At 69.2% G+C, this 12,211-nt stretch carries 11 protein-coding genes; 7 read left to right on the forward strand and 4 right to left on the reverse strand.

The annotated features are described in order from the left end of the window. Positions 1–22: 22 nt before the first annotated feature. A complete protein-coding gene (locus HUA76_RS25395; protein WP_174462326.1) occupies positions 23–2,812 on the reverse strand; it encodes a vitamin B12-dependent ribonucleotide reductase in 2,790 nt (929 codons plus the stop codon). Between the two features lie 605 nt (positions 2,813–3,417). On the opposite strand from HUA76_RS25395, the gene HUA76_RS25400 reads away from it, so the two are divergent. Continuing rightward, on the forward strand, positions 3,418–3,759 hold the full coding sequence (locus HUA76_RS25400) for a ferredoxin (RefSeq protein ID WP_141647047.1): 342 nt from the start codon (positions 3,418–3,420) through the stop codon (positions 3,757–3,759). A gap of 74 nt (positions 3,760–3,833) precedes the next feature. On the opposite strand, the gene HUA76_RS25405 is transcribed toward HUA76_RS25400, so the two are convergent. The 3 genes from HUA76_RS25405 to HUA76_RS25415 form a co-directional block, all read right to left on the reverse strand. Then, complete coding sequence (locus tag HUA76_RS25405; RefSeq protein ID WP_174462327.1) at positions 3,834–4,985, reverse strand: lytic polysaccharide monooxygenase; 1,152 nt, start codon at positions 4,983–4,985, stop codon at positions 3,834–3,836. Between the two features lie 137 nt (positions 4,986–5,122). Further along, on the reverse strand, positions 5,123–5,833 hold the full coding sequence (locus HUA76_RS25410; RefSeq protein ID WP_141647049.1) for a Bax inhibitor-1/YccA family protein: 711 nt from the start codon (positions 5,831–5,833) through the stop codon (positions 5,123–5,125). A 96-nt stretch (positions 5,834–5,929) separates the two neighbouring features. After that, a complete protein-coding gene (locus HUA76_RS25415) occupies positions 5,930–7,402 on the reverse strand; it encodes a hypothetical protein (protein WP_174462328.1) in 1,473 nt (490 codons plus the stop codon). Between the two features lie 283 nt (positions 7,403–7,685). Here HUA76_RS25415 and HUA76_RS25420 point away from each other — a divergent pair, with 283 nt between their 5' ends. From HUA76_RS25420 to HUA76_RS25445, 6 genes are all read left to right on the forward strand, one after another. After that, positions 7,686–8,120, forward strand: a complete 435-nt coding sequence (locus HUA76_RS25420; RefSeq protein ID WP_371817243.1) for a hypothetical protein — start codon at positions 7,686–7,688, stop codon at positions 8,118–8,120. Positions 8,121–8,419: 299 nt separating this feature from the next. Then, the gene (locus HUA76_RS25425) at positions 8,420–8,911 is read left to right on the forward strand and encodes a hypothetical protein (protein ID WP_174462329.1); all 492 of its coding nucleotides are present in this window, start codon (positions 8,420–8,422) and stop codon (positions 8,909–8,911) included. A gap of 83 nt (positions 8,912–8,994) precedes the next feature. Then, the gene (locus HUA76_RS25430) at positions 8,995–9,375 is read left to right on the forward strand and encodes a hypothetical protein (RefSeq protein WP_174462330.1); all 381 of its coding nucleotides are present in this window, start codon (positions 8,995–8,997) and stop codon (positions 9,373–9,375) included. Between the two features lie 14 nt (positions 9,376–9,389). Then, the gene (locus tag HUA76_RS25435) at positions 9,390–10,031 is read left to right on the forward strand and encodes a hypothetical protein (RefSeq protein WP_141647054.1); all 642 of its coding nucleotides are present in this window, start codon (positions 9,390–9,392) and stop codon (positions 10,029–10,031) included. Further along, a complete protein-coding gene (locus HUA76_RS25440; protein WP_174462331.1) occupies positions 10,003–11,727 on the forward strand; it encodes a hypothetical protein in 1,725 nt (574 codons plus the stop codon). The genes HUA76_RS25435 and HUA76_RS25440 overlap by 29 nt, the downstream gene beginning before the upstream one ends. Continuing rightward, positions 11,724–12,140, forward strand: coding sequence for a MerC domain-containing protein (locus HUA76_RS25445; RefSeq protein ID WP_174462332.1), 417 nt, complete (start codon positions 11,724–11,726; stop codon positions 12,138–12,140). Before HUA76_RS25440 ends, HUA76_RS25445 begins: the two co-directional genes overlap by 4 nt. The last annotated feature ends 71 nt before the right edge of the window (positions 12,141–12,211 follow it).

Here is a 12,211-nt window from a genome sequence, read left to right on the forward strand (position 1 = left end):
CGGAAGTCCGCGTCCGACGGCTTCAGCTGCAGCCGCTGGTGGCTCCGCAGTTGCCGCACTTATAGCAAGCGCCGCTGCGCACCATGATGGCGCCGCAGGTGTGGCAGGGCGGGGCGTCCGCCTGGTTGAGCCACGTCGCGCGAGTGTTCTGCGCGGGGAGCGACAGCGACGTCACTTGCGCGGGCAGGGCGGGCTGCGTCGCCGGCGCGTCCGCTGGGGCGAGGATGGCGTCCTCGACCGCGTCCTCGTTCGGCAGGAACTTCAGCTCCAGCCACCGGAAGATGTAGTCGGTGATGGACTTGGCGATGGGGATTGCGGGGTTGCCCGTGAAGCCGCTCGGCTCGAAGCGCGTGTGGCTCAGCTTGTCCACCATCACCTTCAGCGGGACGCCGTACTGGAGCGCCAGGGAGATGCTGGTCGCGAAGCTGTCCATCAGCCCGCTGACCACCGAGCCCTCCTTCGCCATGACGATGAACAGCTCACCCGGCGTTCCGTCCTCGTACATGCCCACCGTGAGGTAACCCTCATGGCCGCCGATGGAGAACTTGTGGGTGATGGAGCGCCGCTCGTCCGGCAGCCGGCGCCGCACCGCGCGAGGCTCGGGCTTCACCGCGGGCTCGACGACGGCGGCCACCGGGGCCTTGCGCGTGTCCTTCACCGTCTCCTTCGACGTGTTCAACGGCTGCGTGCGCTTGCACCCGTCGCGGTAGACGGCCACCGCCTTCAGGCCGCGCTTCCACGACTCCATGTAGGCCTTCTCGATGTCCTCCACCGTCGAGTCCGACGGCATGTTCACCGTCTTGGAGATGGCTCCGGAGAGGAACGGCTGGCACGCCTCCATCATCTGGATGTGGCCCATCCAGTGGATGCTGCGTGAGCCCTTCGCCGGCTTGAACGCGCAGTCGAACACCGCCAGGTGCTCGGACTTCAGATGCGGTGCGCCTTCAATCGTGTCCGCCTTGTCCAGGGCGCTGATGATGTCCTGGGCCTGCGTCTGCGGATAACCCAGCTTCTCCAGCGCCTGCGGCACCGTCTGGTTGACGATCTTCAGCATCCCGCCGCCCACCAGCTTCTTGTACTTGATGAGCGCGATGTCGGGCTCGATGCCCGTGGTGTCGCAGTCCATCATGAAGCCGATGGTCCCCGTGGGAGCCAGCACTGTCACCTGGCTGTTGCGGAAGCCGTGCACCTCGCCGAGCGCCAGCGCCACGTCCCACGCGGCCTTCTGCGCCGCGTGCAGCTCCGCCGTCACGCCTTGCGCCGGGACGTTGTACGCCGCCTTGCGGTGCTTGCGGATGACGCCCAGCATCGGCTCCGCGTTCGTCGCGTAGCCGGCGAACGGCCCCTGCTTCTCCGCCATGCGCGCGCTCATCGCGTACGCCTCGCCGCACATCAGCGAGGTGATGGCGGACGCGTAGTTGCGGCCCGCGTCGGAGTCATACGGCAGGCCCGACGCCATCAGCAGCGCGCCCAGGTTCGCGAAGCCCAGCCCCAGCGGCCGGTAGTCGTGGCTGTTCTTGCCGATGCGCTCGGTGGGGTAGCGCGAGAAGCCGACGATGATTTCCTGCGCCAGGAGGAGCACGTCCACCGCGTGCTTGAAGGCCGGCACGTCGAAGTCGCCGGCGATGTCGCGGAAGTGCATCAGGTTCAGCGACGCCAGGTTGCACGCCGAATCGTCCAGGAACATGTACTCCGAGCACGGGTTGGACGCGTTGATTCGCGCCGTGCCCGCGCACGTGTGCCAGTGGTTCACCGTCGTGTCGAACTGCATCCCCGGGTCGCCGCACAGGTGCGCGGCCTCGGCGATTTCGCGGAACAGGTCCCTTGCCCGGAAGGTCTCCAGCGGCTGGCCCTCGCGCACCGTGCGCGTCTGCCACGGCCCGTCCGCCACCACGGCCTTCATGAAGTCGTCGGTGACGCGCACCGAGTTGTTCGAGTTCTGGAAGAACACCGACGCGTACGCCTCGCCGTTGAACGACGGGTCATACCCGGCCTCGATGAGCGCCCAGGCCTTCTTCTCCTCGTTCGACTTGCACCGGATGAACTCGAGCACGTCCGGATGGTCCGCGTTGAGGATGACCATCTTCGCCGCGCGCCGCGTCTTGCCGCCGCTCTTGATGACGCCGGCGAAGGCGTCGAAGCCGCGCATGAACGACACCGGCCCGGACGCGGTGCCGCCGCCCGCCAGGAGCTCCTTGCTGCCCCGGATGGTGGACAGGTTGCTGCCCGTGCCACTGCCGTACTTGAAGAGCATGCCCTCCGTGCGCGCCAGCGTGAGGATGGACTCCATGGAGTCATCCACGCTGTTGATGAAACACGCCGAGCACTGCGGCTGCGCCTCCACGCCCACGTTGAACCAGACCGGCGAGTTGAACGAGGCCTTCTGCCGCAAGAGCAGGTGCGTCAGCTCCGCGTGGAACGTCTCGCGGTCCGTCTCGGCGGAGAAGTAACCCCCCTCCACGCCCCAGCGGGACAGGGTGTCCACCACGCGCGCCACCAGCTTGCGCACGCTCGTCTCACGCTCATCCGTCCCCGGCGTGCCCCGGAAATACTTCGACGCCACCACGTTCGTCGCCAGCATCGACCAGGAGCGGGGGACCTCGATGTTCTTCTGCTCGAAGACCGCCTTGCCGTCCTCCCCGGTGATGCTCGCGCCGCGGTACTCCCACGCCAGCTCGTCCGCCGGGTCCACTCCAGGCGTCGTGAAGTAGCGCTCCACGCTCAGCCCCGTCGCGGCGACCTTCGCCTTGCCGCGACTCGCCCGCCGCTCCTTCCCGCTCACCAGGGGCTTCGCACTCAGCTCCTTCTCCATGTCGCCACCCTCCAAAATACACTCTGGGTTGTGATGCAAAATTTTGCGAAACGCTAAGGGCGCGAGATTCCGAAGGTTCCAGGGACGTCACGCGGACAGCCGTGGACGACTCCGGAGTGGACTCGCGAAGTGTTTCGTGGCGGGGCTCGAGCCCCGGACCGCAGATGGGGAGATTGCCTGGCCGCTGGCCAGGCGGCCGGATCAATACGCGTTTGGGGGCGGCTGATCAAGAACAGCACTGACCCCACTAGTAGTGCTGGGAAGTGTCGCACACACTACTAAATGTGGCTCCGCCGGCGAGCCTCGGTGCGGGGGAAAGGCGTAGCGGCCTGTAGCACGACCAGCCAGGAGGGGCAGATTCGGGGCCTTTTCCGCGCCAAGTCAAGGGGGACTCTACGTTTGCTGATAACACTTGGCGAGGCATGTAGCGTCACTCCGATGCAAACGAGCGTGATCACTGGGGGACGTTTGCTGAAAGTCTGTGCATCATCCCTGTAGCTGGCCAGGGGCGACGTCCCGATTCGTCATCTGCCCGCCTGTTCGGTCCGTTGTCCGGCGGACAGGTGGGGGTCGATTTCGGGGAACCAGCGCGTTAGGAGGCGCTCATGCCTCCTCCGTTCCAGAGCCACGTCTTCGTCTGCACCAACCGCCGCCCGGATGGGAATCCCAAGGGCTGTTGCGCCTCCAAGGGCGCGGAGGAGGTGCGCGCGGCCTTCAAGGCGGAGCTCGACAAGCGCGGGGTGAAGGGACGGATGCGCGCCAACGCGGCCGGGTGCCTCGACACCTGCTCCTTTGGCGTCTCCGTGGTCGTCTACCCGGAGGGCACCTGGTACGGCGGAGTGAAGGTGGAGGACGTGCCCGAAATCGTCGAGGAGCACCTGATGCAGGGCCGCCCCGTGGCGCGGCTGGTGATGCCCTTCGCGCGCAAGGAGAAGGCGGAGAGCTGACGACTGTCGGCTCCCCGCCCTCGGGTGTGTAGCGGCCCGCGTGCGGGCTCACGTCGTGACAGCGGACGTCCGCTTCAGCGCACGAACTCCCACGCGTCGCCCCAGTGGCTGCCGGTGCCCGGGGCGTAGTACGGCGCCGAGCCCTGGCACCAGCCGGAGTAGGGGAAGGGCTTGCAGCGGTAGATGCTCCCGTTCGTGCCCTGGACGAGCGTTCCCGCCACGTAGTTGGAGATGCCATTCGGGTACGTGTACTGCGCGGGGTCTCCGCCACCGCCCGTGGGCTTCTCGATATCGAGCTGGAAGGTGTCGCTCGCCTCGCGCGAGTAGACGCGGTTTCCGGTGGCGCTGTTGACGGGGTTGACGACGCCCGTGGATTGCAGCTCGCCCACCTGCACGCGGCTGGAGCTGGCGTTCACCCGCTGGGCCAGCAGGTACATCCACGTGGCCGCGGGCGTGGCCGAGTCGAGCTGGAGCGGGTGCGTCTCCGCGTCACCCCCGCCGCTGTTGAACAGGCGCAGCGTCACCTTGCTCCGGGCCGGCAGGTCCTCGCGGGCCTGCACCGCGCCCAGCTCCTTCCACGACGTGGGCGGCGGCGGCGTGTTGCTGAACTTCACGTCGCTGCAGGAGTAGAAGGCCTCCGGGCTGTCGGAGCGCTGCCAGATGGCATAGATGACGTGCTGCCCCGTGCGGCCCTGCGGGAAGGGGCACGTGAAGCGGTAGCGGTTGTTCGACTGCAGGGCGTTCCCCGTCAGCGTGCAGAAGGGGGTGGCTTCCAGGTCGGACCACTTCAGCGGCAGCGCCGGGTTGTAACCCTCCTTCGTGACGTAGAGATGGAAGTAGGACGTCGCGTGCAGCGCCGTCGCGTGGAAGACGAACTCGAAGCGGTTGCTGGAGTCCGGGGCGATGAGCGTCGCGGGCCAGTCCGTGCGCGCCAGGTCCAGGCCCTTGTGGCTCTCGTTGGCGGCGCTGCACAGCTTGCCGTCCGCGATGAGCTCGCGGTGCCGGCCGTTGGCCGCGCCCTGTCGCACGCCGTTCCAGTCGTAGAGCGCCTGCGTGCCACCGGCCTGGATGGCGGCCTTGCAGGCCGCGGACTTGGGCGACTCCGGACCTTCCTTGAAGCAGCTGTAGACGCGACTGAGGGGGACCTCCATGGAGCCGTGCGCTGACGCCAGACTGGCGGACAGCAGGGACAGCACGACGAGTGATGACGCGAGGGGCCTGAACATTGCGGGTTTCCTCCTGTGCCCATGGATGGAGGAAAGAAGGCCGGAAATCGGGTCAACGCTCGAAAACGAAAAGCGGCGACGCGACCCGGGTGGGAGCGCGCCGCCGCTTCGTAAGGCCGGAACTGTTGACTGGTCGACTATCGACGGCGACCGAGCAGCCGGAGGATGGCGAGGAACAGGTTGATGAAGTCCAGGTACAGCGTCAGCGCGCCGACGATGCTCACCGTGGCGGCGCTGCTGTAGCCGGTGTTGGCGTGCATCTCCCGCAGCTTCTGGGTGTCGTATGCCGTCAGGCCGGAGAAGACGAGCACGGCCGCGCAGGCGCCGACGAAGGACACCATGTCACTGCGGACGAAGATGTTGACGACGCCGGCCAGCACCACGCCGATGAGGCCCATGAAGAGGAAGGTGCCCCACGCGCTCAGGTCCTTCTTCGTGACGGTGCCGTAGATGGCCATGGCGCCGTAGACGCCCGCTGTCAGGAAGAACGCCTGGGCGATGCTGCCCGCCGTGTAGATGAGGAAGATGACGGAGAGGGTCATCCCCGTGAGCGCGGAGTAGCCGAGGAACAGCGCCGCGGCGACCGGGCCCGACAGGCGCGGCGCGAGGAACGACAGCCCGAGCACCGCGACAAGCTGCACGCCGAACAATCCCAGGCGCCAGTTGATGACCGTGCGCAAAAGCGCCTCGTTGCTCAGCGTCGCCATGGCCATCACGCCGGTGACGAGCAGCCCCGCGAACATCCACCCATGCACGCGCGTCATGAACGCGCGCTTCGACTCCTGCACCAGCACGGAGTTGACCGAGTCGCTCTCGGCCGTCTGCCATCCGGAAGTTTCCCAGGCCATGAACCGTATCCTTTCGCGCCGGAGCTTCAGCCCGGCGGCGCCACTGCTTATAGCGTCTTCACCCGGGGCGTGCGCGGACCCCGTAGGACGCTTCCCTTAAATCGCCTTCCACGCGAGCAAAAGCTTCGAGGCGACCTCGGTGGTGATGAGTGGCAGCACGCCGCCGCCGCCCACGATATTCACGATTTCCGCCAGGGAGCCCCGACACACGCCCCCCCAGGCAGGCTGCTTCTCCAGCCCCACGGAGGCGTACGCCGAGTAGTCCACGAAGAACGATGCGGGGAACACCGTACCGTTCGGCTCGCAGAGCAGGTGGTCCTCCGGGGGAGAGTCCACGATTTCCTGCACCACGAAGCCGCCGCCCGTCGGGTCCGCCGCGGCGCGGGCGCACAGCTCCGGCCAGCCCAGCAGCTCGCCATACGCGGCCGTCACGCGCTCCGTGTAGGGCACCGTGCCCACCGAGCGACCGATGAAGACGGCCTTGCCGCCATAGTCCCAGGCCCGCTTGAGCACGAAGCGAGCGGGCGTCCTCGCCACCTCGGTGACCAGGTCGTCCAGTCGCCCTCCGTCCGGGCCCGAGGCGGGGCCGGCCTTGAAGATGCGCGTCCAGGGAACCGAGGTGCGCACGGCCTCCAGCTCCTCGGCGGTGAGGCCCGCGGCCTCGGCGAGCGCGGGCTCCGCGAGCGCCTGGGACAGCCGCGCGAAGGTGGACTTCACCTCCACCTGCGAGGCGGGAGGGTTGAGGAACACGGCCTTCTTGCCGGGCACCGTGCCCAGGAAGTCCTCCACCCACGGGGACGGCGTCTGCTCCAGCCGCCGCACGAAGAGGTGGCGATAGACGAGGTCGTACTTCTTGCCGCGCACCTCGAAGGCGTCGTCGCCGGAGACCTCGTCCGGATGCACCAGGTCCGCGTCCGCGCCCATCTCGCGGAAGCGCTCACACAGCCAGCGCAGCTCGGAGATCTGCGCGTCGTTGCGGCGACACAGCAGGGCCACCGTGTCCGGGAACTTCCCGGGGCGCTCGGCCGCGTAGCCGTCCAGCAGGGCTCGGTACAGCGCCAGCGCGTTGCTGCCGTTGAGGGCCAGCAGCGAGGCGAGGGCCTTCTCCGGATAGCGGAAGTGCCGGGCCACCACCTCGATGAACGAGCGGGCCGCGATGTCCGAATAGCCCTGCATGGCTGGGATGGTCGCGTTGACCTCCAGCGCCCAGGGTTTCCCGCCCGACACGAAGTAGTCCACGCGGGTGGTGGCCAGGCGCGCGGACTGTCGCCACGTGCGCTCGGCGAGCGTTCGCTCGAGCGGGGACAGGGCGCCCAGCAGCTCCTGGGCGTCGGGCCCCTCGAGCGTGGCGCGTGCCATCTTCACCGTGGCGGAGGACAGGCGCGCGGACAGCTCCGCGCGACGGCGGATCTCCGCGGCGTCGAGGATGACGGGCGTCGCGGTGATGGGGATGGGGCGGGTGGTGCCGTCCAGCTGCGTCACCGCCAGACCCCGCTTGTATGCGAGCTGTGACAGCTCGGGCGCGAAGTGGCGTGCCTGGTGTCGCAGCACGTCGATGAGCTCTTGCACGGGTATTTCTGTCCCTCGGCTTGCCCGGGACGAGCCCGGGAGCTGGCGAACCTATTCTCCGAGGGGCCCACCGTCCATCGGCGCGAGTCTCCTGGACGCGGTGGTGCCCCGACTCAGCGGCCCGCCCGTTCGCCGGCCGGAGGCTCCACGCCCTCGTGTGACGTCGGTGGAGACACGCGCCGCGTGCGGGGGCACGGAGTGATGTGTGTGATTCCGTATGACTTGCACGCGCGCTTCGTCTGGCTTACAACCGCATTGCGTTTACCGCCGGAAATCCCTTCACGTGAGCCGCTCTCTTCGCCCAACGCCGTCGTGTCTCGCCCGGTCGCGCCTGCTGGCGCTGCCGCTCGTGGCCGTGTGTGCGCTGGCGTACATGGGGAACGTGCTGCACTTCGCGCTGGTCCAGCACGCGACGTGTCTGGAGCATGGGGAAGTGGTCCACGTGGAGGAGGGCGGCTCGCACCTGGCGCCTGTCGTCGAGGAGTCCTTCGACGACGTCCGGCTCGCCTCCCGTGAGGATGCTCCTCCGGGCCATGGCGCCGAGGCGCACTGTCTTCACACGTTGATCCGCCGGGAGGCCCCGCCTCCGGTGGAGGGCGGCCCCGTCCTCACCCGGGTGCCCACCCGTTCGGCACCGGCGCTGGCGGTGTTCCGCTTCCATGCGGAGCCTGTCGCCCGGCTGCATCTGGCCCCCAAGGCCTCTCCGCCTCGCGCCTGAGCCATCACCCAGGGTACGCGTCCCTCGCTCCCGGCACAGTCACGCCGTGAGAAGGCCGCGGTCCGTGGCCACTGACTGACGTCCGGTTCCAGGAAATGGAGCCGTGCGTCAGCGGTCGCGCGACGCGCCGCCGGATGGCCCGTTTCCCCTGCGTGCACGCTCTCGCCCCCCGTGTCGCGCGTGTTCCGCGCGATTCCCACCCCGCCTCCGGTGTCCGTTCTGGCTCCGCCTTCACCGGTGGGGTCCGTGGCGGCGTTGGTGGCTGGGGACCTGCTGTCCATCCACGTGGAGCTACACACATGAACAAGAAGCTTCTGGCCGCCCTCCTGATGTCCACCGCGCTCCTGTCCGCCGCCTGCGGCGACGACGAGGAGCCCGAGGAGTCCGTTGACGTCGAGGGGTGCGAGCACCTGCGCGAGGGTCCCGCCGTCCCCATCCTCGCCACCACCACGGGCACGCCTCCGCTGGTGGCCAACGACCACCGCCGCTACGACATCACCCTGGTGGATGGCTCGGGCGGCCGCACGGGCTCCGTCACGTTCGCCGCGTCGGAAGCCACGGACTACGTCCTCTACACCAGCGCGGACGTCCCCGTTTCCATCACCAACGGCAGCGGCGCGGCGGTGGAGATCGAGGAGAGCACCAAGAGCTCCGAGACGTGCACCGAAATCAAGGGACGGCACGTCGTCCCGCTGACGGTCGGCACGCACACCTTCACCTTCGGCCCCACGTCCGCGGCGTCCGTCAACCTCGTCATCGAGGAGGCGTCGCACGAGGGCCACGAGCACTAGCCGCGAGCCCGGGGCGGGTGCCCCGGCGCTTCACCCTGAATCCGGGGCCGGCTTCGTGCCGGCCCCTCCTGGAGACGAAGACCATGGGATCCTTTCAGCAGTTCCTGACCGAGAAGCAGATTGCCTCCGACACGCTGCTGCGCCTGTCGCGCCAGCTGGAGGCCCAGGCCGAAACGGACCGCACGCTCAAGCGCAAGCGCTCCGACAAGCGGCGCAACAAGGACACGCAGGGCAAGAGCTACACGGAGCTGTCGCTCGCCAAGCCGAAGAGTGGCAGGGGCGTGAGCGGGCAGCAGCTCCATGCGGCGCTCGCGGACCAGCCGCTGCCGCGTCGGGTGCGCGGCAAGCTGGTGCGGGCCATCAACGCGGTGCTCTCGAAGAAGGGGAGCGGCGCGGTGGACCCCAAGGCCCTGTTCGGCGAGGTCGCCGTTCGCTCCGGCCCCGCGAAGAAGTCCGCGAGCTGAGTCGAAAGGCCCGCATGTCCATCGCCGAAGCCCTACCGATTCTTCCTCACGACGTCCTTCGGGACGCGGACCGGTTGTTCGACGTCACCTTGTGGTGTCTCGGGCAGGACGTGCTCTGCCCGGAGGGCAACCTCCTCATGCGTCGTGGCCTCGTCCGCCACGCGCGGCCCGAAGGGGTGGAAGGTCAAAGCGCGTACTCCGTCGCGTTGCCGGACGGAGGTCGTCTGTCGCTGTGGGGCTTCGGCGCGTTGTGCGAGTGCGGTCAGGCCGTCTTCGTCCCACGGGACGGCTTCACCCCTCGCTGGCTGGAGCGTGCCCCGTCGGGTCCGACGTACCGGGCCTGTGAGCTGGGCACGTGGCGCGCTCCCGCCACCGTGGAGGAGCGACGCGAGGTCCGTCGGAGTCTGGCGGGGCTCGCCGAGTGGTTCGCCGGGCACGAAGACTGGGTGACCCGGGAAGTGGGACTCGAATGGAGGCGCGTCTGTGTGGCGGCTCGGCGCAAGGCGCCCGCTGTTCCACCGGAGACGCTGGCCGCCGCGTGGTGGCGGCTCGGCACGCGCATCCGCTCACTGGATTTGGGTTTCAACGCCTGTGGCGCCTCGGCTTCCGGGGCACTGGGAGGACATCATGCTGTCGCGACTGCTTCGCAACGATGAGCCATCCGTCTACGTCCAGGCCGCCTGGGAGGACGTCGGGGATGAGGCGCTTCCTCGACCGCCGCTTCGCGAGGGGCTGGGCACATCTCACCTGAAGGTGAGCACGCGCGTGCCGCTGGCGCAGGCCTACTTCGACCAGGGCTTGAGCCTGCTGCACCTGGGCTGGGGCCCGGAGGCGCGTCGCTCCTTCGCGGAGGCGGCCCGGCTGGACCCGGAGCTGGCCATGGCGTGGTGGGGCCTGGCGCTGACGCGGGGGGCTGGAGCGCGCTTCGCCGCTGCTCGGGCCGACGCGATGGCCCGAGCGCTCGCGTTGAGCGAGGGGCTGCCGGATGTCGAACAGCGCTACATCGTCGCGGCCAGCCTGCTCGCGGAGAAGGGACCGTCGAACGGGCGCCACGCCTTCGTGCGGGAGATGGAGAGCCTGGTCGACCGCTATCCGGAGGACTCTGAGGCGCGGCTGTTGCTGGCCGGCTTCCTGGCGGATGGCTACGAGCCGGATGGGCGTCCCGGCCAGGGGCAGCCCTATGCGCAGGTGATGCTGCGCGAGCTGCTGCGCACGAACCCCGACCACTCCGGCGTCCACTTCGCCTGGGTCTGCACCATGCTCCCGAGCGCCCGGCCCGAAGCGGCGCGGGAGAGCGCACTGCGGCTGCCGAAGCTCGCGCCCGGAGCCAGCTTCGCGCTGCTGGCCTCGGGACGACTGCTGGGCCGGCTGGGCGAGACGGATGCCGCCTACCGCGTGCTGGAGGCCGCGGTGGAGGCGGATGACGTGTACCTCGCGAGGGAGTCGCTGCCCGCTGTCTTCGCGCCTTGCGCGGAGCTGGCCATGCGGCTGCTGAGCCAGGGCTGCGCGGAAGCAGGGCAGTACAGTGACGCGCAGACATGGGCGCGGCGGCTGCGTCAGCGCGTGGAGTCGGCCGGAGGCGAGCCGCAGGCGCTGCTGTTCGCGGCGACCACGCTGGTGGCCACGCACCTGCGCTTCGGATTCTGTCGAGCGGCGGCGGATGTGCAGCTGGAGTTCGCCCGCGAGCTCACCACCGCCGAGCGTGTCCTTCGCGACGGTGTCCGACTGTATACGCGGGGCATCAACGCGCTGGATGGGGGACGGCTGTCGGACGTGGAGCGTGCATGCGTGGCGCTCGAGCAGTTGCAGCCATCGCTGTCCGAGGTGCGGCGCTCGGAGGGACGCGCGCTGTGCCCTCGCGATGTCGCGCGGGTGCTGGAGGTGGCGGAGAACGAGCTGCGTGGCTCGCTGGAGGCACGGCGGGGAGATGGAGGCCGCGCGGAGGCCACGTTGATTCGAGCGTGGCGCATGGAGCGCCGGCTTCGCGCGTCGGGACCCGCGCCGTTCTCCCGCCCCGCGCGAGAGACGCTGGCGAGAGCCCGGCTGCGCGGTGAGCGCGAGGAGAAGGCGCTGGAGCTGGCCCGGGCCCTGGTGGTTGAGCGACCGGGTTGCGGTCACTTCCGTCTGCTCCTGGCCGAGGCGCGGGCGGCCCTGGGAGACAGGGTCCTGGCGGTGCAGGACTTCAATTCCTTCCTCGACCGGTGGCGTGACGCGGACGCGCACCTGCCGGAGCTGCGGCGCGCGCGGACGTATGTCGACGGGCGTGGCCGCATCCTGCGACTGGTCCACACGACCGAGGCTCCGCTCCCGGTGCCTCCTGATTTCCGCCCGTTGGAGAAGGTGTCCTGTTGAGCTCTCTGGAACGAAGTCTCGCCGCGCCCTCTCGTTGGGATGGGGTGGGGCAGCTGCTCTCCGCGCTGTGTGTCGTCCACTGCGTGGTGCTCCCCGCCGTGCTCGGGCTCTTGCCCGCGGCGGCGGCGCGGTGGTTGGGCGGGGAGGGGACGCATCGATGGTTGTTCGCGCTGGTGTTGCTGGGCGCGCTCGCGGCCTTCATCCCGGGATGGAGGCTGCATCGGCGTGGGGTGGTGCCCGTGCTCGCCGGAGGTGGGCTGGCCCTGCTGGGCGCGGGGGCGTTCCTGGTCCCCGAGGGCGCGGGCGAGCGGTGGGAGATGGGGCTCACCCTGGGAGGCGGGTTGTTGATGGCCGTGGCGCATGGGCGCAACCGGGCCCTGTGTCGCGAGTGTTGCCCGCCCGAAGCCGGCTGAGCGAAAGCGTCGAGCCAAGGGCGTCCGATGCGCCCGCCGCTTGACGGGCCGGAGTCGTTCGCGCGAGGAGA

Origin of the sequence: Myxococcus sp. CA056, assembly GCF_013336715.1 — a bacterium.
GTDB classification, from domain to species: domain Bacteria; phylum Myxococcota; class Myxococcia; order Myxococcales; family Myxococcaceae; genus Myxococcus; species Myxococcus llanfairpwllgwyngyllgogerychwyrndrobwllllantysiliogogogochensis.